The sequence below is a fragment of the Shewanella sp. SM73 genome, assembly GCF_025653795.1.
In the GTDB taxonomy this organism is placed as follows: Bacteria; Pseudomonadota; Gammaproteobacteria; order Enterobacterales; family Shewanellaceae; genus Shewanella; species Shewanella oncorhynchi.
Map to the genome: position 1 here is coordinate 337,052 of NZ_JAKKRY010000001.1, position 25,020 is coordinate 362,071.

18 protein-coding genes are annotated in these 25,020 nt (G+C 45.3%); 13 read left to right on the top strand and 5 right to left on the bottom strand.

Features of this window, described 5'->3' with window-relative positions; genetic code table 11:
* Positions 1-14: 14 nt before the first annotated feature.
* Together hyaB and hyaA are read right to left on the bottom strand one after the other, a co-directional pair.
* Positions 15-1,718: a nickel-dependent hydrogenase large subunit gene (gene hyaB, locus L5M51_RS01565; protein WP_028760177.1), complete on the bottom strand. Its 1,704-nt coding sequence runs from the start codon at positions 1,716-1,718 to the stop codon at positions 15-17.
* Positions 1,719-1,721: 3 nt separating this feature from the next.
* On the bottom strand, positions 1,722-2,858 hold the full coding sequence (hyaA, locus tag L5M51_RS01570; protein WP_028760176.1) for a nickel-dependent hydrogenase small subunit: 1,137 nt from the start codon (positions 2,856-2,858) through the stop codon (positions 1,722-1,724).
* Between the two features lie 384 nt (positions 2,859-3,242).
* Here hyaA and L5M51_RS01575 point away from each other — a divergent pair, with 384 nt between their 5' ends.
* The 10 genes from L5M51_RS01575 (at position 3,243) to L5M51_RS01620 (ending at position 15,449) form a co-directional block, all read left to right on the top strand.
* A complete protein-coding gene (locus L5M51_RS01575) occupies positions 3,243-3,710 on the top strand; it encodes a TlpA disulfide reductase family protein (RefSeq protein WP_028760175.1) in 468 nt (155 codons plus the stop codon).
* A gap of 3 nt (positions 3,711-3,713) precedes the next feature.
* The gene (locus tag L5M51_RS01580) at positions 3,714-3,932 is read left to right on the top strand and encodes a DUF4266 domain-containing protein (protein WP_028760174.1); all 219 of its coding nucleotides are present in this window, start codon (positions 3,714-3,716) and stop codon (positions 3,930-3,932) included.
* Between the two features lie 164 nt (positions 3,933-4,096).
* Positions 4,097-5,416 (top strand): DUF3570 domain-containing protein, encoded by a 1,320-nt coding sequence (locus L5M51_RS01585; protein ID WP_263171242.1) that lies wholly within the window; start codon positions 4,097-4,099, stop codon positions 5,414-5,416.
* 130 nt (positions 5,417-5,546) lie between these two features.
* Positions 5,547-6,455 (top strand): FAD:protein FMN transferase, encoded by a 909-nt coding sequence (locus L5M51_RS01590; RefSeq protein WP_263171244.1) that lies wholly within the window; start codon positions 5,547-5,549, stop codon positions 6,453-6,455.
* Between the two features lie 20 nt (positions 6,456-6,475).
* Complete coding sequence (locus tag L5M51_RS01595) at positions 6,476-7,135, top strand: response regulator transcription factor (RefSeq protein WP_028760171.1); 660 nt, start codon at positions 6,476-6,478, stop codon at positions 7,133-7,135.
* Between the two features lie 84 nt (positions 7,136-7,219).
* Entirely contained in the window at positions 7,220-8,617 is a 1,398-nt protein-coding gene (locus L5M51_RS01600) for an ATP-binding protein (protein WP_263144757.1), read from the top strand.
* A 490-nt stretch (positions 8,618-9,107) separates the two neighbouring features.
* Positions 9,108-10,736, top strand: a complete 1,629-nt coding sequence (locus L5M51_RS01605) for a glucan biosynthesis protein G (RefSeq protein ID WP_263144760.1) — start codon at positions 9,108-9,110, stop codon at positions 10,734-10,736.
* A 23-nt stretch (positions 10,737-10,759) separates the two neighbouring features.
* The gene (gene mdoH / locus L5M51_RS01610) at positions 10,760-12,943 is read left to right on the top strand and encodes a glucans biosynthesis glucosyltransferase MdoH (protein ID WP_105252289.1); all 2,184 of its coding nucleotides are present in this window, start codon (positions 10,760-10,762) and stop codon (positions 12,941-12,943) included.
* Positions 12,944-13,267: 324 nt separating this feature from the next.
* On the top strand, positions 13,268-14,746 hold the full coding sequence (locus L5M51_RS01615) for a L,D-transpeptidase family protein (RefSeq protein WP_411568928.1): 1,479 nt from the start codon (positions 13,268-13,270) through the stop codon (positions 14,744-14,746).
* A gap of 154 nt (positions 14,747-14,900) precedes the next feature.
* Positions 14,901-15,449: a DUF882 domain-containing protein gene (locus L5M51_RS01620; RefSeq protein WP_028760165.1), complete on the top strand. Its 549-nt coding sequence runs from the start codon at positions 14,901-14,903 to the stop codon at positions 15,447-15,449.
* Here the strand turns inward: L5M51_RS01620 and L5M51_RS01625 are convergent.
* Positions 15,400-15,831, bottom strand: coding sequence for a hypothetical protein (locus L5M51_RS01625; RefSeq protein WP_106650352.1), 432 nt, complete (start codon positions 15,829-15,831; stop codon positions 15,400-15,402). The genes L5M51_RS01620 and L5M51_RS01625 overlap by 50 nt on opposite strands.
* A 303-nt stretch (positions 15,832-16,134) precedes the next feature.
* On the opposite strand from L5M51_RS01625, the gene rplY reads away from it, so the two are divergent.
* Positions 16,135-16,422 (top strand): 50S ribosomal protein L25, encoded by a 288-nt coding sequence (gene rplY, locus L5M51_RS01630; RefSeq protein WP_028760163.1) that lies wholly within the window; start codon positions 16,135-16,137, stop codon positions 16,420-16,422.
* A gap of 191 nt (positions 16,423-16,613) precedes the next feature.
* On the opposite strand, the gene L5M51_RS01635 is transcribed toward rplY, so the two are convergent.
* The gene (locus L5M51_RS01635; RefSeq protein WP_263171247.1) at positions 16,614-20,594 is read right to left on the bottom strand and encodes a translocation/assembly module TamB domain-containing protein; all 3,981 of its coding nucleotides are present in this window, start codon (positions 20,592-20,594) and stop codon (positions 16,614-16,616) included.
* A complete protein-coding gene (locus L5M51_RS01640) occupies positions 20,591-22,441 on the bottom strand; it encodes an autotransporter assembly complex protein TamA (protein WP_263171249.1) in 1,851 nt (616 codons plus the stop codon). The genes L5M51_RS01635 and L5M51_RS01640 overlap by 4 nt, the downstream gene beginning before the upstream one ends.
* Positions 22,442-22,561: 120 nt before the next feature.
* On the opposite strand from L5M51_RS01640, the gene L5M51_RS01645 reads away from it, so the two are divergent.
* Entirely contained in the window at positions 22,562-23,593 is a 1,032-nt protein-coding gene (locus tag L5M51_RS01645; protein WP_263144772.1) for an isoaspartyl peptidase/L-asparaginase family protein, read from the top strand.
* Between the two features lie 422 nt (positions 23,594-24,015).
* Positions 24,016-25,020: an isopenicillin N synthase family dioxygenase gene (locus L5M51_RS01650; RefSeq protein WP_263171250.1), complete on the top strand. Its 1,005-nt coding sequence runs from the start codon at positions 24,016-24,018 to the stop codon at positions 25,018-25,020.

Here is a 25,020-nt window from a genome sequence, read left to right on the forward strand (position 1 = left end):
GTTCCCTCCCTCGATTATTGACCATTGGGACTGACACGGAACTCGCTCAATGCTTGGCCTTTGAAATCCATTACGTGTACAGAACACGCCATGCAAGGGTCAAATGAGTGAATAATACGTATCACCTCAAGGGGCTTCGTAGGATCTTCCAGTTTCAAGCCAATTAAAGAGGCTTCATAGGGACCCATTTTACCGTTGGCATCCACAGGACCTGCGTTCCAGGTCGTCGGTACCACGGCTTGATAGTTCTCAATCACTCCATTTTTAATGCGGATCCAGTGGCTTAACATGCCGCGTGGCGCCTCGATCATGGCGTGACCTACATACTCTTTATTTGGATCAATATTGGGTTTTACATAGGTAGATTCATCGGACTGGATATTCGTCAGCAGCGCATCAAAGGTTTTTAACCCTTCTTGGGCGACGATGACTGTCTGCAACATACGGGCTGCAGTGCGACCTAAAGTGGTAAATAGAGCCGCTACGGGTAGACCTGTGCGAGCGAGCAGGCCATTAACCGAATCCACGACCACCTTGTTACCGCGGGCATAACTCACCAATAGGCAGGCGAGTGGACCCACTTCGACGGGCTCACCTTGATAACGGGGAGATTTCACCCATGAGTATTTGCCATCACCATCCAGTGTTGGCAATTTGCCGTAGACAGTGTCGCGTTCAACAAAACCAGTATAATTAGGAATCGTTGTACCGTCATAGGGATGCTGCGGCGCATCGGCGCTATACCAAGCGTGGCTGACGTCTTCGGCAATCAGATCTGGATTCACATCACTGACACCAGCAAGGTCGCCATTCATGATCACGCCTTGATTAAACATGTATTCGCCATTGGCTAACACAAAGTCATCGGTCGCCATGAAGTTTTTCACGTTTACGCCGCCCAACACGCTAGGTTCAGTACCAAAGGCTTCGGCCGCCATCACGATATCTGCTTGATAGGCACGCAGAATAAAGTCAGTTACTGTCGCATGTTTTTGCTTCCATTCCTGCAGGCGAGCAGGGCTGAGCATGTCGCGCACCGAAGTCACACCACCGACAACAACGGATTGTGGATGTGGTGATTTGCCACCAAAAATGGCTAGCATTTCTGCCGCAACACGTTGTACTTCAAGCGCTTTAAGGTAATGAGATAGCGCGATAAGGTTTTGCTCTGGGGTAAATTTATAGGTGCCGTTGCCCCAATAAGCGTTGGCAAATGGACCTAATTTTCCCGTTTCGACAAAGCCTTTAACTCTTTCTTGTACCGCTTTTAAATCACCTTCACCCGCCGCTATGGGATGGTCTGTGTATTTCAGGGCAACTTGTGCCGCTTTAGCAGGATCGGCGCTCAGTGCAGAAACCACATCAACCCAATCTAAGCCGTGTAGATGGTAGAAATGCACAATATGGTCATGCATGTATAAAGAGGTTTGCATTAATGAACGTAAGTATCTCGCGTTCAATGGAATTTGAATTCCTAGCGCATTTTCAACCGCTTCAGTACCGCAGCGGTAGTGGGAATAGGTACATACGCCACAGATACGTTGCACAATAAGGCCAACATCCATAGGCGTGCGGCCTTTGAGAATGACTTCAATACCGCGCCAAAGTGTGGAGGATGACCAAGCCTTGTTGATGACGTTATTTTCATCAACTTCGACTTCGATACGTAAGTGACCCTCGATACGTGTGATAGGGTCGATAACAACGCGCTTGCTCATGGGTTATTCCTCCAGCGGTTTGGCAAAAATACTGGCAACGGCATGGGCTCCAATGCCCACCACAGTCGCGCCTAAAATCACCGCACCAATAGTATCTGCGGTCGCATCCAATCCATGGAGGAGTTGACGGCCAAGGGGTTTTTCAAAGTCAGCCATATCGTCCCAGAAGTTAGGTTCTGAGCAACCCATACAACCGTGTCCAGCGAGTACTGGCCAGCTAGTGTGATGGTTAAAGCGCTCGGTTGGGCAGTTGTTGTAGGTGTAAGGACCTTTACAACCGACTTTATAAAGGCAGTAGCCTTCTTTCGCACCGTGATCGCCAAATTCTTCAACGAATTCACCAGCATCGAAGCGGCCGCGGCGTTCACAGTTATCGTGTACCCGTGCGCCGTAAGCCCATTTAGGTCTATTAAACATATCCAGCGCAGGTAATTTTCCGAACATGATGAAGTACATCAAAGTGCCGACTATGTTCTTTTCACTCGGTGGGCAACCGCCTAAGTTAATCACGGGTTTACTGACCACTTCATGCACGCCTTTCGCCCCCGTTGGGTTTGGATAAGCGGCTTGCACCCCACCAAACGCCGCACAAGTGCCGACAGAGATAATCGCGGCGGCGCCTTCAGCAGCATGCTTGATGATTTCTAAACCCGTGTGGCCTTTACAACCCACAGTTAAGAAACTGCCGTTATTTGCAGTCGGAATCGCCCCTTCAACGGCCAGTAAATAGCGGCCCTTGTAAGTTTCGAGTGCATGTTCGAGGTTCTCTTCAGCTTGCCAACCCGCTGCAGCCATTAAGGTTTCGTGATATTCCAAGGAAATATGATCGAAAATCAGTGAGTCTAGATTGGGGGTATCGGTACGAATTAAAGATTCGGAGCAGCCAGTACATTCGGCCATATGTAACCAGATTAAGGGTACACGATCGGCTAATTCGGCAGCTTCGGCCACTAAGTTACTAAAGGGGAGGGGTAATGCGAGCATGCTCGTCACCATGGCACTCCACTTCATAAAATCACGGCGACTAATGCCGTGCTGTTGCATTTTCTCAATCAGCGATTGTTGTTGACGGGGAGCGAATTGGCGTAACGCATCTAAGCGCGCCTTTCCCTGTTCATATAGGGCTGCATGTGTGTCCATGGGTCAACCTTTTTTGTTATTTAAATGTAAATTGGTAAGGGTTTACATAATTGACAGTGTCAGTTTAGGCCGTTGGAGTGTAAAGATTATTGATGTATATCAAGAATTTTTAAGAGATGTGACCGAACTGATTTTGACATTTAATTAACATGACACAGATCTAATTTCACTTTTTCTAATGGGACAAAATGTCTCACATTTGCCATTTTGGATGAAATCGGTCACTTAATCAGCACTCATGTGATTAAGGCCATGCAGATGACTATGGTTCATTCGCGTGGTGAGTCTGGGCGAGCAGGTTAATTAAACTTATATAAGCTTGTTTAAGAAAACCTTAAGATTCAGTTAATAGATTCGAACGTAATCGTTAACGCGGAATATGCTATGAAGAAAATATTATTGTTACTCAGTTTATTGGCCGCAGGCGTACAAGCCGCGCCATCGCTGGACTATCAAGTGTTTAATGCGCAAAACCAAGCTGTTTCCCTGAGTGAGTTTAAAGGCAAAGTCGTCTATGTCGATTTTTGGGCATCCTGGTGTGGCCCTTGCCGTAAATCGTTTCCTTGGATGAATGAGATCCAAAAAAAGTATCAAGATCAAGGTTTGGCCGTCGTGGCAATCAATCTAGATACAGATAACGAGTTAGCTCAAGAATTCTTAAAACAAGTCCCTGCCAATTTTTCAGTGCGTTTCAATCCAGAAGGTGATGTCGCGCGCAGTTTCGATTTGCTGGGCATGCCGAGCAGTTTTATGTTCAATCGTCAAGGTCAGTTAGTACAGCATCATGTTGGCTTTTATGCCGATAAAACCGCTGAATACGAGCAAGAACTCGTCAATTTACTGAAGGAGTAATTTATGCTTAAACCCGCATTAGTCGCAGTAACGCTCATCATAGGTTTGAGTGGATGTTCAAGTTTAGGAGTGCAGCCGTGGGAGAAAGGCCAGTTGGCCCGCAGCGATATGGCGCTCGACAGTGAAAAGCTCGATCTAGCACTCGATGATCATATTTATTTTAGTAAAGAAGGCAGTAGCGGCGGACGTGCATTTGCCGGTGGCGGATGTGGCTGTAACTAAACTCTCCGTTGGTGTTATTTGCCCTTAGATGTAACGAATAAATGTAACGCACAGACGTAATGAACAGACCTACTAAAACAAATGTGACGAGCAGATGTTCTAAAATCTGGGGCGAAATCCCGCGGTATTGAATAGATGGAAGTGACCTACAGGTGTTGTCAGCTATGACTCAAAAAAAGAACCAAATAAATACAAAACAATCGAAGCAGATAGCGGGTGCTCTCGCATTAGCCAGTTGTGGACTGTTTGCAACAAGTGGCCATGCGACTGAATTATCTAAAAAAGCTGACGACTGGAAGATCGATGCTGCGTTAATGTATTACGGTGAGCAAGATAGAGTACAAGCCATCGAAGCCATAGGCACAGCGCAAAAAGCCTTTGGCGATGACAGTGTGCTGGATCTCAAACTCGTGGTTGACAGTCTAACGGGGCCTTCAGCATCGGGCGCCGTGGCCCAAAGTACCAGCCAAACGTTTACTCGACCATCTGGTAATGGTCAATATCATGTTTCAGCGGGAGAAACGCCGTTAGATGACACCTTTCACGATACTCGCGTACAAGCCAATGTCGGTTGGAGTGAAGTGCTAACACCAGATTGGAAACTCAATGTTGGCGCATATGGCTCGAAAGAGTTTGATTATATGTCAATGGGCATCAATGCCGGAATTAAGCGAGGGTTTAATAAAGACAACACCACTTTATTTTTAGGTACGGCTTATAGTTTCGATGTGGTTGACCCCGTTGGCGGTCGTCCGGTGGATTTATCTTCGATGGTCATTCGCGATAACTTCACCAGTGAGGAAGCTTATCGCAGCGCATTCGATGCGACCCGTCAAGGTGGCAGTGATAATAAGCAGACCGCGGATGTGATGTTAGGTATCACCCAAGTGCTTAGTCAGCGCTGGTTGTTGCAAGCCAATTACGGCTTGTCGAGTGTCAATGGCTATTTAACGGATCCCTACAAGGTGCTCAGTGTGGTGGATAACAACGGCATTACTCAGGATTTATTGTATGAGAGCCGCCCCGATTCGCGCTTGAAGCACAGTTTTTACGTGATGACCAAAGGCGCATTAGATGCGGGCGTGGTGGATTTTTCCTACCGTTATAATACTGATGATTGGGATCTCACATCGCATACCTTAGAAACCCATTATCGGTATTACTTTACGGGCAATTTTTACGGTCAATTGCATCTACGTTATTACCAACAAACGGCGGCTAACTTCTATCAACCTTTCTTGATGGCTGATACGCCACTGCCAGAGTTTGCCAGTGCCGATTATCGTATCGGTGATATGTCGGCTTATACGATTGGGGTTAAATTTGGCCATAGATTATCGGGCGGTCATGAAATGTCGTATCGCTTAGAGTATTACCAACAGGATCCGAAAAATAACGGCGCTACGATTCCTGGAGAGCTGCAAAACTTCGATCTGTTTCCGACTCAGAAGGCAATTACAGCACAGTTTAGTTATTCTTTTTAATACGAAATAATGCTACTGGCTCAGATAGCAAGGCGTTAAACTGTATGGGTAGCTTAGCTACCCATACTCAATTTGTGCCTGAACTTATTCAATTGCAATCCCAGTGGGATGCCATGTGAAGAGGTGATTTATGATGTCGACATCGTCCCTAAAGACCGCACCTTATTCGTTGCAGCGCCGTGATTGGGGTTATGTGGGTGAATTTAGGGCCATGGCGAGTCCCTGTGAAATACTCATTGGGTGCGATCAATTTGATATTGCAGACGATATGTTGGATATGGCTGTCACTGAGGCGCTGCGTATTGAACATAAGTACAGTCGCTTTATCGCGCAGAATTGTCTGTGGCAATTAAACCATGCCAATGGTCATAAGCAGCTTATCGATGAAGAAACCTGGCAGTTATTGGCTTTTGCTAAACAATGTTTTCAGCTCAGTGATGGACTCTTTGATATTTCTGCTGGGCCGTTAATGGAACTGTGGCGCTTTGATCCCAAAGCCCAATTGCCCGAACATGGCCGCATACTTGCCGCGAAAGCTTTAGTGGGATTTGAACGCATCGAGTTTGATTCGCGCCATATTGAGATGCCAACAGGAATGAAATTGGATTTTGGTGGTATCGCAAAAGAATATGCGGTCGACAGAGTCGCCTATGAGTTAGCCGAATGTTATCCAGACATTCCAGTGTTAGTGAATTTTGGCGGTGATATCGCTTGTCCCGTGTCCAAAGTGACGCCATGGCAAGTGGGAATTGAAGACCCACGACACCTTGACCACGCTGCGAGTGTACTGTCGATTAGTCAGGGTGCATTAGCGACCAGTGGCGATACGCGGCGCTTTTTTGAAGTCGATGGAAAGCGTTACGGCCATATTGTTGACCCACGCACTGGCTATCCCGTTATCCATGCGCCGCGCTCTGTGACTGTGTTAGGGCCAAACTGCGTGACTGCAGGTATGCTCGCCACTATGGCTATGCTGCAGGGGCGAGACGCGGAAGATTTTTTACAGCAACAAGATGTTAAGTTCAGTATTTTCCGTTAGGGCTCAGTTAAGGACATTGAATGCGTATTATGTTGGTTGAAGACAATGAGTTATTAGCCCAAGGGATTTGCTTGAGTTTGGCAAAGCTGGGTATGCAAGTTGATCACCTTAATAGTTATCAGCAAGCTTTGCTGGGGGTTAAAAATGAAAGCTTCAGTGCCATAGTACTCGATCTGGGATTGCCTGACGGTAATGGTAAAGAGTTGCTTAAAGCTTGGCGCCAGCAGGGAGTGTCAATTCCCACAATAGTCCTGACCGCTAATACGGATTTTGACACTAAGCTCGAATGTTTAGACATGGGCGCCGATGATTATCTCGGTAAACCTTTTGATGTGCGTGAACTAGCCGCGCGCATTCGTGCCATCGTCAGACGTCAGTATGGGCTCGATCACAACAGTTTGATTATTGGTGCGCTTTGCATTGATTTAAATACCCGTGAAGTGACCTTTCGCGATCAAAATGTGCTGCTTTCACGGCGTGAATTTCAATTACTGCTCGAACTCGCTCAGTCGGCAGGGCGTGTATTGACCCGCAGCCAGTTAGAACAGTTAACCTATGGCTGGGATGAAGTCGGCAGTAATTCAATAGAAGTGCATATCCACCATCTGCGCAAAAAACTTGCCAATGAATTAATCAAAACCGTGCGTGGAATAGGCTATACCTTGATTGAAATAAATTAATTTGAAGAGTTAAGTGACAAGCTCCACGTTTGTGGGTACTGATAACGCAGTGATGACTTGAAGCATAGTCGTTAGGAAAAAGAAGTGATTCGATTAAAGGGGCTAGATGTGTATTCACTGCGTTTGGTACTGACATTATTAATTTTGTCAGGTATTTCAGTATCCGTCGCTGTGTCTAGCTGGTTGAGTACTCGGGATTCTAAGCATCAAATCGAAGAACTCTTCGATGCGCAAATGCTCCAAACCGCTAAAATGTTGGAGTTGTTCTATCATACTGAGCCCGATGCACCAGCTCAGGATCTCGTCATACCCCAAGTGCTCCACGTTCCCGATAGCCAGATCAGTTCCTTTGCCGAAAAGGCCGATGCGCTGAAACTGGCCTATGAGCATAAATTGGCGTTTCAAATCTGGAGTGAGGCGGGTGAAGCCTTAGTTTTATCGGATAATATTGGTCATCAACCTATCAGTCGATTCGTACAGGGTTATCATAAGAAAGTGTTCGAAGGAGAACTCTGGCATGTGTTCAGTTTTTTTTCGGTTAAAAATCATGTTTGGATTGTCACTGCTCAACAGGATGAAGTACGCCAAGAGCTCGTATCGCAAATCATGCATAACGCCGTTATCGTGCCTTTAATGGTAGTGCCTTTAACATTAATTATTGTTAGCTTCTTGTTTTATCTCTTGTTTCGGCCATTAAAAACCTTTGAAAGAGAATTAATTGGACGGGCGCCCAACGATTTGACCCCGTTGACTATGTCATTGCCTAAAGAATTAGTCCCTGTTCGGCGCGCATTGAACTTATATATCAATAGTATCGCGCGATTTATCGCCCGTGAGCGTCGTTTTAGCGCCGATGCGGCCCATGAGCTTAAAACGCCATTATCTGTGATTAAATTACATCAACATGGCTTAGAGAGTCTGATTGATGATGATCCGCAGCAGAAATTCCATTTAGCTGCGATAGATGCTGGCGTAGTGCACATGAGTCATACCGTTGAACAATTACTCGTATTAGCAAGGGTGGACTCGATTAATGAGCTTAATGTGTCATCCCACGCCATTTTGCCTATGGTCGAAGATGCGCTTAATCAATTAATGCCACAAATCACAGATTATGAATGGAATATCGATATCGGATCCAATCTAACGGTGACCTGTGATCGTTTTTATTTGCTACTTGTACTGAAGAATATTATCGAAAATGCCTGTAAATACAGTCCACAGGAATCGGAGATTTCAGTGTCGGCCCATGCTTTGGATGATGAAATCTGTATTTGTGTCGCGGATCGAGGCCAAGGCATGACAGAGCCGCAGATTGCCAATGCGACAGAACGTTTTTATCGTGTGAATGAAAATGAAGGCATAGGTGCGGGATTAGGTTTGTCTATCTGCTATCACATCATAGAATTGCACCAAGGTCGTTTAGTGATTGCGCCTAGGGATCAAGGTGGATTATCTGTGACACTTTTTCTGCCAAAATAGTTCAGGCAATGAAATGTTAAAATAGATCCGCAGTTTCAGTGACATCAGCTCAGTTGTTTTGATACATTTAAGCGGGTAAAATTTTGAATTTTCCTGCTGTCTTAGTGTTAATCCTTAGGCTTACCAACGGATTGATTCGCTTATTGTGATATTTCATCTATGATCATCAACACTTAGTTGAGGTGTAAAAAGGCTCATTTTACTTTCAATAATGTAGCATTTGGATCACTTAATTTGTTTTTGTAACTTTGAAAACAGAAATAAGCATGAAAATGTTATTTTAATATTCATTTTTGGTATAAGCTTATTCTCAAATAGTATTGTGTGGAAGGGGTTAACTGCATCTTTATTTATGAGTTTTTTTCTCCTTCTGATATCTTTCGCGATATGTAAGCAACTGTTTTTTTTCATCCCTAAATCAGAGTGAAAAAAATTCACTGTATACATAAAAAACATTGATTTCTTAGTTTATTTTTTAGGTTACCTATCTATGGTTAGCTTGTTGCGTTGCCCATCGTCCAAACCTTATTCGTCACTCATATGTTCACTGACGCTAGGCGCTGTAGTCGCCCTGTCTGGTGTCGCGTACGCTGAAGAGACAAAACCCGCCGAGGCAGTTCCTGTGGTTACTCCACCGAAAGTGATTTCTCAGCCCAGTACAAAAAATCAAATCAGATTCACTAAGACAGGCGCTTTTGATAGCGAAACTGTCGTGAAGATTGCAAAACGTTTGGCAGCGAAACCTTATGTGACCCTCAAAGATCCTTTGCCAGCTGGCCTTGCTAAACTGTCATACGATGAATACAGAGATATTCGTTTTAACCCGAATGCGTCTATTTGGCGTGATCAGGGCGTGCCATTTCAAATGCAAATGTTCCACCGTGGTTTCTATTTTCAGGATCTGATCGAGATTGCGATTGTAGAAGGTCAGAATGCAACGCACTTAGCCTATGAGCCTAAATATTTCACCGCGGGTGAAGTGATTACTCAAGCGCTACCAAATGATGACATTGGCTACTCAGGATTCCGTATTCATAACCAATTGAATACGAACGGTGTATTTGACGAGCTTATGGTATTCCAAGGTGCGAGTTATTTCCGTGCTTTAGGTAAAGGTAACGCCTATGGCTTATCTTCCCGTGGTTTGGCGTTAAAAACGGCTGACGCTGAAGGGGAAGAATTCCCGATATTTCGCGCCTTCTGGGTTGAGCGTCCACACAATGACAGCAACTTGATTGTTGTGCATGCCTTGTTAGATAGCCCAAGCGTAGCAGGTGCCTATACTTTCTCTGTCCGTCCCGGTGATAACACCTTGATTGATGTAGAAGCGACACTGTTTCCTCGTGTTGAGCTGAGCAAAGTCGGTTTAGCACCAAGCACTAGCATGTTCTTACATTCACTCAATGGTCGTCACGACACCGATGATTTTAGACCTGAAGTACATGATTCTGATGGTTTATTGATGTTAAATGGTCGTGGTGAGCATTTATGGCGCCCATTGGCTAATCCACGTCAGTTACAAGTCAGTGCGTTTTCTGACAACTCGCCTCAGGGATTTGGTCTGATCCAACGTGAGCGTGACTATGCGTCATATCAAGATTTAGAAGCCCATTACGAACGTCGCCCAAGCCTATGGATTGAGCCTGTGGGTAATTGGGGGCAAGGTTCAGTGGTGTTGACTGAAATTCCGACAGAGTCTGAAATTCATGACAACATTGTTAGTTATTGGAAACCACGTCAGCCTATTCCTGCTGGCGGTGAATTTCATTTTGCCTATCGCATGAGTTGGGGTGAAGAACCTGCTGCGAAAGTCGGTGCCGTACATATTTCTCGCTCTGCCAGTGGTCGTGCCGATATTGCTAAGGCGACTCCAAGACGTTTATTTGTGGTCGACTATCAAGTTGAAGGTCCGATGACAGATGAAATGCCAGTCGCTAAAGTTGAAGCTTCTGGTGGTGTGGTCACGAACGTGGTGATTGCCCGTAATGCCGCTAAAAATGGCTATCGCTTAGCTTTTGAATTAGAGCCAGAAGATAAAGATCTTATCGAACTGCGCGCTGAACTTAAGTTCCCAACTCCTCGTCAGGTTGAAACCTGGCTCTATCGCTGGACGCTGTAAGGTTCATGACGGAGCAACATGATATGACTGTATCCGATAACTCGGTACTCGAGACGGAAGTCCTCGTGGGTGGTAGTGCTATGCCAAATGAACGGCCTGGCGCTATGGAACCCCAAAATTTAAGTAAGATGCCAGAGGGATTCCCTCGCCGTAGCACTGTGGCTGATGGGGTACGCTCGCGTACCTACCGTCGTGTGTTTGTGGTGGGTGGGGCTTTATTATTATCTTTGTTTGCTATCTATGAAATGGGGGCGGTATTTAGCATTGGCGGAATTACTCCTCTGGAATATTTAGTGCTAGTGCTGTTTGCGGTTAACTTCTGCTGGATTGCTTTGGCGTTTTGTAGCGGTATTGCAGGTTTTTTAATTTTACTGCGAAAACCACGGGCAAAAGATTTGCAAGTGACTGAACTGCATACGCGAACCGCGATTTTGATGCCGACCTATAACGAATCTCCTGATAGGGTATTTTCGGCGGTTTCAGTGATGGCTGAAACCTTGTCGCAAACGGGTCATGGTCATGCTTTTGATTGGTTTATCTTAAGTGATACTACCGATCCCGATATTGCTTTGCTCGAAGAGCAGGCGTTTCTGGTGTTACGTCAAGAAACCCATAAGCATTCGCGGGTGTATTACCGTCGCCGTCGTAAAAACGTTGCCCGTAAAGCGGGTAACGTAGCCGATTTTTGCCGTCGTTGGGGGTCGCGCTATGATCACTTGTTAGTGCTTGATGCCGACAGTTTGATGGAGTCTTCAACCATCACTGGCTTAGCTCAGCGCATGCAGGCCGATCCTGATGCGGGTTTGATCCAAACGATTCCGTCGTTGATCAATGGCACCACTTTAATGGCCCGTTTACAGCAATTTGCGGCGCGTATTTATGGTCCCGTAATTGGTACCGGTTTAGGCTGGTGGGTACAAAAAGAAGGTAACTTCTGGGGCCACAACGCCATTATCCGCACCGAAGCCTTTATGACCGCGGCGGGATTACCCAACCTTAAGGGTAAGCCACCTTTTGGTGGTCATATCATGAGCCATGACTTTGTTGAAGCTGCGCTGATCCGCCGTGCGGGCTGGAGTGTGGTTATTGCCTATGACTTACCGGGTTCATACGAAGAATGTCCACCGTCGATTATCGACTTAGCCGTGCGTGATCGTCGCTGGTGCCAAGGTAACTTGCAGCATTCGCGTATTTTGCCGACTAAAGGTTTGCACTGGGTAAGCCGTTTACATTTACTGACGGGTATCATGGCTTATTTGTCATCTCCTTTCTGGTTGATGTTGATTTTGACTGGTTTGATGTTAGCCCTGCAGGCACACTTTATTCGACCTGAATATTTCACCGATCAATTTTCACTGTTCCCGACTTGGCCCATCATGGACTCGGATAGGGCATTAAGATTGTTCTACATTACTATGGGGGTTTTGTTTGGCCCTAAAGTATTTGGTGTCTTGTTGCTGCTTAAAGACGGTGAGTTTGCTCGCAGTGTTGGTGGTCGAATTAAAGCGATATTCAGTGTGATCTTTGAGGTCATACTTTCAGCGCTGATTGCACCTATCATGATGTTTATCCATTGTGGTGCTGTGATGTCAATTCTGATGGGCCGTGACAGTGGTTGGTCGCCGCAACGTCGTGATGACGGCAGTATGCCTTGGATGACGTTAATTTATCGTCACCGCTGGCATATGCTGGCAGGTGTGATGTTAGGTTATGCGGCTATTTTGGATTCTTTGACTTTGTTAGCTTGGATGAGTCCGGCGTTGATCGGTCTGTGGATTGCTGTGCCAATTTCGGCATGGACAGGTTCAGTCAAAATTGGCGAAGTGTTCAAGCGTGCTGGTATTCTTGCAACACCAGAAGAACGTAACCCTGCGCAAATTTGTCTGCAAGCGCAAGAAGCGCGCGCCGCTTACCAAAGACACATTGCTGAGCCTTGGACGTTAGCACAGGTACTTAAAGACCCTGCGTTGATGGAATTGCATTTAGCAATGGTGGATAAACAGCCTTTGCGTGCTGCGGGTACACCAATTGAAGCGATGGAAGCCATAGTGCATGTGAAGGTGCATGAAGCTCGTTGTCAACAGAGCGCATTAGCTTTACTCAATCGTCAAGAAATGGCGATGGTGTTGGCAAATCCTTTGATGTTACGTAGCCTACAGAAATTACCAGAGCAATTTGTCGAAGAAGATCTCGTGTCTTTTTGCTAACGAGCACTTGCTCAGCATATTTATGCGAGTTTGTTTGATATCAATGCCACTGACGACCTCAGTGGCATTTTTCTTTTTGTTATCTTGAGTTAACCCCTAGTAATTAATTGATCTCCATGGAATAGTCATATCATAGTGTTGTTGACTGATATTACCGCTGGCTCTCAGGTGACCTTAAAAATAGCTAAGGGAGTATTTATGATATTGAAAAAGATCATTCGCTATTTGCCCCCATCCATGCGTGTAACGCTAAACGTGAGAGAACTCAAATTGATAGAGCAGGAGTTCAACATCGCGAACTTGAAAGCATTGCAGATTAACCCTATGCCGACGAGGCGTAATCTAGCGCAGCTATTACTCAGCCTTTTTTTCTGTATTCCAATAATTTTAGTGCCAAAGGTAAGTGCAGCTGATGGCGCTCAATCCTTAACATCAAATTCGAGTATTGCTGCGCAGCCAAATCTTAAGGGTAAAGCTGAAGATCTTACTGCTGTGCTGCCGCTTGCGGCCTTAGTGCCACAGGTGTTGCTATTGGATCTCGCAGGCGTTAATCCAGTATTTGGCCAGCATTATCGTGACTTAACACTTTCTCCTAATACCTTATCTACTGCTGATTTAGTACGAATCCAAGCTGATGTTACCGGTTACTGGCATTATGTGATGACATCCGCAGAATGTAACAACGCTGGAGCCCCAGAGACGGTTTCATCCGTTATTCCAGAGGATCCCCAATATCAAAGGGTGCTTAAGCAAATCGCCCATTTAGTGCAATTGGACACAATTGAACCATGGGAAACTTTAGTGCTAGATGAAAAGCTAACCTTAGGAATGAGTCATCAGATCGTTGATACCATAGCAAAGCGTGTGTGGATATTGGGAGACTTAGCCACTGAGCTTAGAGTGAATCAAGTTTATACCGAAGAACTTATGATTGGCATTAAGCGCTTTCAGCAAAAGCATGGGCTAAAACAGGACGGGGTGATAGGTAAGCAGACCTTATTTTGGGTGAACCAATCGCCAAGGGCGAGGGCGGTACTATTAGCTAAAAACACTATTCGACAAAGAGTGTTTGAACGTAAATTAGAGCCGAGTTATTTGCTGATTAATGTGCCCGCTTTTGAGATGACGTTGGTCGATAATGGTACGCCAGTGTTAAGTTCCAAGGTTATTGTGGGTAAATCTTCTCGGCAAACACCGATTTTGGACAGTCAGATTTCTAGCGTGGTGCTTAACCCTAGTTGGCGAGTGCCTAGCAGCATTTTACGGCGGGACATTCTGCCGCAAATTCAGCGAAATGGTCATTATCTTAATGAACGTCAATTTGATGTGTACGATTATAACGGTCAACGGGTGCAACGCATGCCAGAGGAATGGCAGGCCTTAGCCAGCGCTTCGTTTCCCTATCAGCTTGTACAACGCCCTGGGGCGAAGAATGCATTAGGTAAATATAAGTTTCACTTTGATAACAGTTTCAGTGTCTATTTACATGGAACTTCTGAGCCAAGTCTCTTTAAAAAGGACGATAGGGCACTATCATCTGGCTGTATTCGTATTGAAAAAGCCACTGAATTAGCCCAGTGGTTTAAAGAGCATTTAGTAAAAGACAAACGTTTATGGGACAAGTTAGCCCCTGGTATTACTGAACCCCAGTGGTTTTCACTTTCCGAAAAGTTGCCCGTGCATCTAGTTTACTGGACTGCATGGTTAGACGATAGTGGGCAGGAGCAATACCGTCGCGATATTTATCATTTGGAACCTGAGCTGACGAATGCTGTGCCTGCCACGGTTTTGGAACAACATTAACGTTTTTGTGCTGTAAAGCTGAGCAAGATAAGCATCTGAACTCGCTTGGCATTTTGAAATCCTACTCAGAATGGGGTTGGCAAAACTTGATCTTAGGGCTTATTCAGTATAATTTGCCTTACTAGTGACCAAAAAGCATACAAAAGGTGATCATGTGACTTTAATATGTCCTGCCCGTAGGCAGTTATTGTTAGGCCTTAGTGGTGTGGCATTATGTTCCTTTATTCCCTCAAAAGCAGTTGCCAGCCGTTCAACCAAAGGGATCCGCGAGTTAAGTTTGTTTAATCGTCATACTGGCGAGCGCGATGATGGTAGTTACTGGGTAGATGGTCATTATCAGAGCAAGGTGTTAGACAATTTTAATCATTTGCTGCGGGATCATCGTCAGAATGTGGCAGCGCCTATGGATAAGCGCTTATTTGATTTACTCCACTCGCTCAAAACAACCTTGAATACCAACGATGAAATCCATGTAATTTCTGGTTACCGTTCACCAAAAACCAATGCCATGCTCGTGAGCCACAGTGGCGGAGTTGCTAAGAAGAGTTATCACATGCGCGGCATGGCGATGGACATAGCGATCCCTAGCGTTAAACTAAAAACCCTCAGAGAGGCGGCTTTATCCCTGAAACTCGGTGGTGTGGGTTATTATCCTAATTCTGGCTTTGTGCACGTCGATTGTGGTCCGGTAAGGCACTGGTAGCAATGATCTGTTGTTGGATCTGCTGATAAAAATCTTGTTCCAAGGCTTGCGATTCGATCAAGTAATGTCTGAGCAGCGGGATAAATTGTTGATTGAGTTTGTTCATTTCTCTATGTTGTTGCCAATCACAGATCAATAGGCTGAGACGTTGTGAAAATTGATATTGTCTTTGCCTCTGCGACTCAATATCGACAGACTCAATAATTTGCATAAGTAAGATCAAGCTGCGGTTTTTTTGTTGGGTGCAGGCAAGCAATTCTAAGAATTTTAATTCGAGGGTATTTTGCTGATAAGGAACGGTTTCGATAAGAGAGACGAGTTCACGGGCCAGTTGGCATGAAAGTCTATTTTCTTGTTGTAACTGGTATAGCGCATGACGCATTTTTTGACACAGCAGTTATCGAAATTTGCCCGAGCTTAACAGGCTTCTCAATTTCCCAGTGTGATCTAGATCTCGTGTTTTTTGTTTGAGATCAAAGCCTTTTCTCTGCCGTAACAGCCAAGATACAAGTTCCTCAATTTTATAAATAGCGGTCTGTTTTGCTAACGCTGACGCCGATAAATAGAGGGCTTGCGGTATTCTTGTGCGCTTTGGGTATCTATGTTAGTATTCGCGCGCTTTATATGAGCCGTCATTGGTCGAAAATGCCGGCAACTTTTTACTCTAAATTTAAGTGAGAAACACATGTCTTACACTATCCAAGCACAAACCCGCACTGAAATAGGGAAAGGTTCGAGCCGCCGCCTACGCCATGCTGGTAAAGTACCTGCTGTTATTTATGGCCAAGGCAAAGAGCCAGTTTCTATTGTTTTTGATCACAAAGATATCATTAACATTCAAGCTAATGCTGACTTCTACACTTCTACTCTGACTATCGTTGTTGATGGTAAAGAAGTGGGTGTTCGTGCACAAGCTATGCAACGCCACGTGTTCAAGCCAATCATTGAACATGTTGACTTCGTTTACGCTTAATTGTTGTAACTGAAGCAAAAAGCGCCTAAGGGCGCTTTTTTTGTGGCTAATTTTTAGTTGTTTGTATTTATGGGTAGACACTTAGGCTTTACCCAAACAACCTCAACATACTGTAACCCGTATTTTGAGATTGTTTGGTTAGAGTGATTGGATGCTAATTTTGTAGTGTCAATATCTTGGTATTCATATGGTTACTTGATATTGAAGTTGTAATAGATATCAAGTGATTGGCCTAAAGTGCCTGACACGGTTTCTAGATAGAGTTGTGAGAGCAAGTAATACCTGACTGTCATTTCGTAACCAGGGTTAAATACACCTACTCCGTATTTCACCATTAAGTTATCGCCGATAAAGCCACTGATCGCCACACGCCCTTCATCATTAGTGTCGAGTTGCACGTTAGAGAAACCAAACTCTTCAATGAGTCCTGTCGCAGTATTCCCTAGGTTGTTAATTGCGCCGCCGCCCACTTGTGAACCTAAACCGAGTGCCGCGCCCATCATCAGCGAGTTATTTTGCTCATTGTTGGCGCTGTTAAAGCCACTGCCTTTGATAATGTAAGACAAGATTTCGGCCTGCTCTTTGGCGGGATTGGAGAATAAGGTCACCACCGGGCGTGATGGCGTGCCTGTGACGCGTACACCTGCCACTAAGTCTTCAGTCTTAATTTCCCGTATTGCTTCAATATTCAGGTTTGGTAATGACGTTGGCCCCACAAATTGCACTTCACCAGTGCGGATTTTTAGGGTTTGGCCCATAAACTTGTAGCTACCTTGATTGACTTTGATATTACCGAAGAGCAAAGGAGGACGGAAAGCTTGCTGCTGTAGCTTTAAGGTCCCTTGGAGTTTACCTTTGAGGCCCATACCATCAATTCTGAGTTCGTTCCCCACACTGATATTCAGATCTGCAACGATGGCGTAGGGGCTAGTTTTAGGCTGAGTAGCGGCAATGGAGTCGTCAAATACCACGTCTTCGGAGGCTGCGACACCGCCTTCCGCTAATGGCACAATTTTAATGTTGCCAGAAGGTACTGCTATTTTTCCTTTTACTGCCAGTTGCTTACTGTTGAAGGTTAAGTTGATCTCGGGGGAGACATCGAGAATAGCCAGTGGCGGTTGGATCACGGCGAGCTTATCGCCTTCGAGGGCTAACTCGCCACTAAATTGACCTTGGGGCCATTGCAGTTGACCATTCACTCTGCCTAAACCATTGCCCATCATCCAGCGTCCCTTAAGCTGCGCTTGTTGACCCGCAAATGACATCGACATGTCAATTTTGTCGATTAATGTTGGGTTTGCGGTTAGGGCTAAGGCGCCCTCAGTTAAGGCCATGCTCCCCGATACTTCGGGCGCATCTAGACTACCCGCAAAGTTAAGTTGACTCGTCAGCAAACCTTGCACTGTATTTAATTGAGGGAAAAACTCTCCAAGTGGCTGCAAGTTGATTTGCTTGATATTGGCATAACCTGACAGGGTGCGATCGGGTGTGACATTGACGTTAATCTCACTCTGCCAACTGGCCACGCCTTCTGATTCAAAATCTAAAACCGTCGCCAGCCGTTTTGCATCTAAGGTCGCTTTTAATGATAGGTTTTGGTAATTAATGGTGACTTCACGATTTTTATCCCGTTTGAGCATAATGCTGCCGGGAGCAAAATCAAAGTTCACATCGGCAGTAGGCTTACGGCCAGCAGCCCATGCAACATTGGCTAATAGCGATGCAGGGCCGTTCCAACGCATATTCGTTGGTAATATTGGGATAAGTAATTGCCCTGGATTACCTGAGTAGCTCACCTGTGCGCTGCCTTTTTTACCTATTGGTGTATTACTGTTTAGGCAGATACGGCTATTGGGATTCATGAGGCAAAAGGGCGTAATGCTGCCTTGATTCTTGATTTGGTCCCAAGCCAGATTAATGGTGTTATCGAGCTGCCATAGGCCTACGGGCGTGTTGAGATTTAAACGATCAACATCGAGCTGTAGTCGTGACTTCTTCACATCGTATTGGCTGCTCATCGTTGCATCGAGCCCAAGATCGCCCGTGGCGTTGAGAGTGAGTTTTTGAGCGTTAATGGTACCTTTCGCCCCGAGTGTCACTGTATCTAAATTTTGTTCTGCAATCTGCAAGGTTTTTGATTTTAGCGAGATAGCAAACTCATGTTGATCTAGCGGCTTGTAATAGGCCTTTAAATTAGATTCCTGCAGTTTAATGTTTTGATAGTAAAGTTCTGCCAGCTGCGCTGTAAGCTCGACCTGAGGATGTTTCTCGTCACCAGTGACATTGATCTGCGCCTGTAGTTGGCCGCTGGCCTTAGGTAACCATAGGCCAAAGTCGGGCACTTGTAATTCACCTTGGAGATCCCAATTGGCATTGGCTTCGCCTTTGAGTGCCAGAGTTGAACCTAGTACTTTGGCGTTCAGCCCCTTAGCACTGACATACAGGGAATCATTCACACTGATATCCCCTGTAATATCGAAGGGATAACCTTGCAAAGTGCCAGTGAGCTCAGTATCGCTCAGGGATACTTGCCAACGGGGGTCTGCAAATGAGCCTTTAGTGCGTAATTTTCCTGAAATCAAACTGTCCGGTAAATCCGTTGTACTTTGCGCTGTATCCGTTTGTGGCAGCTGTATTTCTTGTAATTTGATGTCATTGATCCAGAGATTGGCGTTCCAGCTAATGGCTTTTTGATAATCGAGTTCGCCCGTGAGTTTGACCTTACCAATCGCGCCCATTACATCAAGATTATTGATAGTTAACTTAGCATCTTGATGATGGATGTCAGTGTCTATGTCGAGCACTTTGTGAAAGGGTGTGATCAGTTGGCCAGTAAGACTCGCCTCTTGCCGAACGAGGTCGCCTTGGCTATCGAGCGTGGCATTGCTTACCGAGTATTCAGGGTTCTTCAGTGGCCACTGAAGCCGTGTCTGTTCAAGTTTCACCTTGTAGGGCAGGTTAGGGTCTTGCAGTGTTATTTGGCCATCTAGCGTAAAGTCGGCATCGCCCTTGGCGACGGCATTCACCTGAAGTTGCCCTAAACTTTGGCTCAGCTTTAACGTTAATACTTGATGAGTGAGATCTGGCAATTCGACTAGTTGGTTAAGGGTGAGATTTGCCTCTAAATCGAGTGGATAATCTTTATCAAGTGTTAGGCTGCCTGTGATATCGACGCTGCCATCGGTGTGGCTGATGGCGAGATGGTCTAAGGTCAATTGGTATTCACGGAAACTGCCTTGTAGTTCTGCATGGCTAAAAACATCTTTACGATCGCCGATTTGCAGCGTGGTGTTGTCTAGCGTTAGGGCATTGACTGTCACAGGGAAAGGCATAAATACTTGTGGCAATTGTGCTAAAGCCCATTCAGCCTCTTTTGTTAGCGACGGACTGGCCGACGGTGTCGGTGTTGTATTCGTAGCAGTGCTGGGATCTGCTGCATTCGTTACCGCTGGCGTGCTGGCTTGCGTTGCTACATCGGTTGATGCAGGGATCAGTATGAATAATCCTTCGCTGGATAGCTGTTTAACCGACAAACCTTCGGTAAACCATTGTGCTTCTGCGTTAAGACGATTAGCGGTAAATTGCATATCATCCACTTGGATATTAACACCATTGAGTTCAGCAGAATCTAAAACAATATCAAAGGGTAATAGGAGCTCGCTGGGTTCTTCATCAAGTGGCGCGACTGGTGCTTCGTTTGAGTCTGCAGAAAGCGCTAGGGTATCAATAGTGACATCGACTTTAGCAGCAGATAAGCTATTCATGCATAAGCGTTTTTGTAGCAAACAGGCGGGTTGCCACAGTAAATGCAGATCCTCAAGTTGCACGTTTATTCCGGCCATAGACCAAGCCGCGTGTGATAGGGCTAAGTCTTTGTTAATGGAACCAGAGGTATAAGTCAGTTCAAGATCGGGTACAAATTGATCGGCTAAACCCACGGTAATGCGCGAGCCAAATTCAGTGCCGAGTAATAGGGCGATTAACACTAAAAGCCCTAATGGCACATAGATAATAATCCGAGTCCAGAGTTTGAACTGCCGCCACAGTCTTTGAATGAATGACACCGATGGGGTGACAGAGGTCACTATGGTTTCAGTGGCTTCGGCTTCAGTGATGGGATTATCAACGATATCTTGTTCGCTTGGCTTATTATGCTCTGGGGGCTGGCTCATAGATCTGTCCCCATGGTTAGGTGAATTCGCCATGATCTTTCAATGGTTTCAGTTTCTTTCAATCCGACCCCTAAATCTAATTTGATTGGACCAATCGGGGAGATCCAATGGATACCGCCACCGACAGAGACGACAGGTTCAAATTGATTATTATCGAAGGCGTTACCCGCATCGATAAATGTGCCGACCCGCCAAGTGGGGGTCACATAATATTGATATTCCAAACTACCAACCATTAAATAGCGGCCACCGATAACCTCGCGATTGGTTTTTCCATCGTCAGCAACATAGTCTAAATAGGGGCCGAGTTCTTGATAACCATAACCTCGGACACTCTGATCGCCACCGGCAAAATAGCGTAGTGATGGTGGGATAGAGGCAAGATCATTCTCGTTAGCTAAGTTGGCAGCTAAATCAATACGAGCGACGATTCTGTGGTTATCGAAGAAGGTATCAATCCATTTAAATTTAGCTTGCAAGCGGGCTAGGCGGGTTTCTGATCCTAAATAGGGATCGGCATAGTCTAGGCTGTAAATTTGTCTAAATCCGAATTTAGGATCCAGTGAGTTATCCCCCCGGCTAGTCCGAGAAAAGTTAATTCCTGCCAGATAAAATGACGGCATATAATCGACATCAGACTGAGTATATTCTTCGCGTATGGCCTCCAACGAATAACTCATTAGCCATTGATTTTCTAGTCTTTGTTGACGTAATAGTCCCAGAAGGTACTTAGTCGACTCGAGCTGTCCTGTGTTACTAAAATCACGATTCTCGGCATCATATACTTGAGTCACACCGTATTTGTCCCGCAGCAAACCGAGGCGGATCTTTAATTGATCGTCTAAGGGATGTGTGAGCGGAATCGTATAAGTGGTTAATAACTTTGGTCTATCGGGCGACCATTCGAGACTGGTTTCTTGGGAATGCCCGTATTTATTGATTTGTGGTGTACGCCAAGTCACGCGTACCCTCGGATCAAAGGCTTGATCTGTTTTGCCAATATCACCACCAAAACCGAGTTCAATTGCGTGACTTGCCTTAGGCGATAATTCGACTCGCATTGGAATATGGTTATCTTCGACGTTATCGATTTGCGGGATCACTTTGATATTGGCGAAATAACCAGTATCTAATAACTGACGATTCAAGGCGCTTACACGGCGAGTTGAGTATGAAGCACCTTCTTTAAAGGGGATAAGATCCTCTAATATATCGGGTTCTAAGCTATGGCCATCGAAACTGACTTGGCCAAATCGGTAACGTTTGCCTGAATCAAAATGCAAACTTACCTGTGCGGTATTAATATCGCGGTTAACTTTAATTTGTGATTCAGTAAATTCGCCATCGAAGTAACCTCGTGCCAAGGCTAAGGTGACCAGTTGCGATTTTACGTCGCTGTAAACACCGTGATTTAACACATCGCCGGGTTTAATGTTGACCTTTGCGAGCCATTGATCGAAGGCTCGGTCATCAAGCATTTCACCACTAAAATTAATATCGACCCACTGAACAATGGTTGGCTCGCCGGGGCTGATTTCAAGTTTTAATTCCCACGGTCCCTTGTCATGCTCAATCAGCTTTTCTTCTACTTCACCGTGATAGTAGCCCATGGATTCTAAGGCGGTGCTGATATTGTCATCGACATTAAACAAAAAGGCACGGCGCTGTACCTCTGATTCAGGTAAAGCGCCTAAGTGAGCAACTATGTTGCTTCGAAGCGCTTCATTCACGCCTGTAACAGATAATTTGATAAAATCATCTGCTGCCGCGACTGATGTGACTGAAATCAGACTCAGAAACAAGCAAAGACGAATGTAATGTGAGGTGATTTGCAAAAATGGCTGCACTTTATAGTCCCTGTGATTTGGCATCATTGTCGCCAGAATAAAACCAACAGGCAAGGAGATGATTGAAATTACACGATGAAATGGTTACAAAGGACGCTACTTTTTAAGGGGATGTAAAGAATGAAAACAAAATTAGCCACCTTTAGTTTAATTATTTCGGGCCTACTTTTTATGTCACATAACACCTTTGCTAATGATAAACCGTTCGCCATTGCGATCCACGGCGGCGCGGGGACGATTTCTAAAGCTAATCTCACCCCTGAACAACGCCAAGCCTACAAAGATAAGTTAAAGGAAGCGGTCGATAAAGGCTCAAAAGTCTTAGAGGAGGGCGGTGACAGCTTAGTGGCAGTACAAACCGCAATTAATATCCTTGAAAATAGCGCTCTGTTTAATGCTGGTATAGGCGCGGTTTACACCTATGACGGCGGACATGAATTAGATGCCTCCATTATGGATGGCAAAACCATGAATGCCGGTGCTGTTGCTGGAGTGCGTCATATTGCCAATCCAATTGACTTAGCCTTGGCCGTGATGAATAAATCTGAGCACGTGATGCTCTCGGGGGCAGGAGCAGAAGAATTTGCCCTGACTCAAGGCTTTACTTTAGTGCCAAATCATCATTTTGATACTGACGAGCGTTATCAGCAATTACTCGATGCACGGCAAAAACTGCAAGTTGCGGCTAAATCTGAACAAGTTGCTAATGTTGAGATGAAGGACCTCGATTACAAATTTGGTACCGTTGGTGCTGTCGCCTTAGATAAAAAGGGTAACTTAGCTGCAGGTACATCGACCGGTGGTATGACGGCAAAACGCTTTGGTCGTATCGGTGACTCTCCTGTCATCGGTGCTGGCACTTATGCTGAAAACGGTGTTTGTGCCGTATCGGCAACGGGTCATGGTGAATTCTTTATCCGTTACCTCGTCGCGGGGGATATTTGTGCCAAGGTGAAATATCAGCAAAAATCTATCATTCAGGCAGCAGATGAAGTTATTAATCAACGTCTTATCACTGCTGGCGGTTCGGGTGGTGTGATTGCAGTCGATCAGCGTGGCAATATTGCTACGCCATTTAATACCGAAGGTATGTACCGCGCCACCCGTAGTAATGGTGAGCCAGCCCAAGTGCTAATTTGGCATGATCAATAATGTCATTTGTAGAAGCATCTAGGTTTATAACTAACATGACTTAGAAACGTTAAAACTTAAAAAACTTAAAAAACTTAAAAAACTTAAAAAACTTAAAAACCTTAAAAAGCGAGTGCCGCAAAAGTGGGCTCGCTTTTATTTTTATATCTTAATTGTACTAATATATTGAAAAATAACAAGATAAAGATCATTAAGCAGTATGGCTTATGATGTTTATCTGAGTGGTGCGGTTTGAGTTGGCCTAATAATTACCGCTGTTTAACCTTTAAAATTCAAATCTAGCAGTATAGAAGCCTAGATGTCTATATATCTAAATGATCTATTATTACTGTTTAATATATCAAATAGTTATTAATTCATTATCCATCGACCCATAAAGGCATAGAATCCGGCTCAGACAATGCATTAAATGGGAGTCATTGATGGAACAATTACCGATATTGAATTTAAGTGATTGGCATGCCGGTGGACAACGTCGTAACGCTTTTATTACTAAGCTTGCCGATGCTGCCAGAAGAATAGGGTTTTTCTATCTCACAGGCCACGGCATTGAGCTTGCTAGACAGCAGCAAGTACTTCAGTTAGCGGCAGATTTCTTTGCGCTGCCCGTCGTAGATAAACTTGCGGTGAAAATGGCTAATACACCGCATTTTCGCGGTTATACCCGTTTGCAAGGTGAATTGACCTTAGGGAAACCGGACTTGCGGGAACAGTTTGATATCATGCAAGAAGAAGTGGCTAACCCTCAGCAGTCTGATGTGCCTATATGGTGGCAGCTACAGGGGCCTAATCAATGGCCGTCACAATTACCACAGATGAAATCGACTTTATTGGCATGGCAACAGGATTTAGCCGATACCAGTGTCACACTATTGAGAGCTTTAGCTGTTGCGCTAGAGCAGCCAGAAAGCGCCTTTGATGCCACGATTGAAGCGGGTCCTTATCAGCATATGAAGCTTATTCGCTATCCCAGCACGGATGGACAGACTTCAGGCCAAGGCGTAGGGGCACACAAAGATCCTGGCTATTTGACCTTAGTGCTGCAAGATAAACAATCCGGTTTAGAGGTTCAGACTGACAACGGTTGGTTAAGCATACCGCCATTAGAAGACGCCTTTGTGGTGAATATAGGTGAATTACTTGAGTTGGCTTCTAATGGGTATTTAAAGGCAACCAACCATAGGGTGACAAGCCCGCCTGCTGGGGTCGAGCGCTACTCGTGTGCCTTTTTTATGGCGGCGCAGTTGAATGCGACAGTCCCTTTGTTACCTTTGTCAAAGCATCTGGCGAACCAAGCTCAAGGACCGGCAAGCGATCCATTAAATCCACTTTTCCACCAAGTGGGCCAGAACGTATTAAAAGGGCGTTTACGCTCTCATCCCGACGTTGCTCAAGCGCATTACGCCTCATTCGCTCATGCCATTTAA

Bases quoted from the DNA above. Each gene is read 5' to 3' on its own strand.
- hyaB (WP_028760177.1), bottom strand. From the start codon at position 1,718: ATGAGCAAGCGCGTTGTTATCGACCCTATCACACGTATCGAGGGTCAC.
- hyaA (WP_028760176.1), bottom strand. From the start codon at position 2,858: ATGGACACACATGCAGCCCTATATGAACAGGGAAAGGCGCGCTTAGAT.
- L5M51_RS01575 (WP_028760175.1), top strand. From the start codon at position 3,243: ATGAAGAAAATATTATTGTTACTCAGTTTATTGGCCGCAGGCGTACAA.
- L5M51_RS01580 (WP_028760174.1), top strand. From the start codon at position 3,714: ATGCTTAAACCCGCATTAGTCGCAGTAACGCTCATCATAGGTTTGAGT.
- L5M51_RS01585 (WP_263171242.1), top strand. From the start codon at position 4,097: ATGACTCAAAAAAAGAACCAAATAAATACAAAACAATCGAAGCAGATA.
- L5M51_RS01590 (WP_263171244.1), top strand. From the start codon at position 5,547: ATGATGTCGACATCGTCCCTAAAGACCGCACCTTATTCGTTGCAGCGC.
- L5M51_RS01595 (WP_028760171.1), top strand. From the start codon at position 6,476: ATGCGTATTATGTTGGTTGAAGACAATGAGTTATTAGCCCAAGGGATT.
- L5M51_RS01605 (WP_263144760.1), top strand. From the start codon at position 9,108: ATGGTTAGCTTGTTGCGTTGCCCATCGTCCAAACCTTATTCGTCACTC.
- mdoH (WP_105252289.1), top strand. From the start codon at position 10,760: ATGACTGTATCCGATAACTCGGTACTCGAGACGGAAGTCCTCGTGGGT.
- L5M51_RS01615 (WP_411568928.1), top strand. From the start codon at position 13,268: ATGCCGACGAGGCGTAATCTAGCGCAGCTATTACTCAGCCTTTTTTTC.
- L5M51_RS01625 (WP_106650352.1), bottom strand. From the start codon at position 15,831: ATGCGTCATGCGCTATACCAGTTACAACAAGAAAATAGACTTTCATGC.
- rplY (WP_028760163.1), top strand. From the start codon at position 16,135: ATGTCTTACACTATCCAAGCACAAACCCGCACTGAAATAGGGAAAGGT.
- L5M51_RS01635 (WP_263171247.1), bottom strand. From the start codon at position 20,594: ATGAGCCAGCCCCCAGAGCATAATAAGCCAAGCGAACAAGATATCGTT.
- L5M51_RS01645 (WP_263144772.1), top strand. From the start codon at position 22,562: ATGAAAACAAAATTAGCCACCTTTAGTTTAATTATTTCGGGCCTACTT.
- L5M51_RS01650 (WP_263171250.1), top strand. From the start codon at position 24,016: ATGGAACAATTACCGATATTGAATTTAAGTGATTGGCATGCCGGTGGA.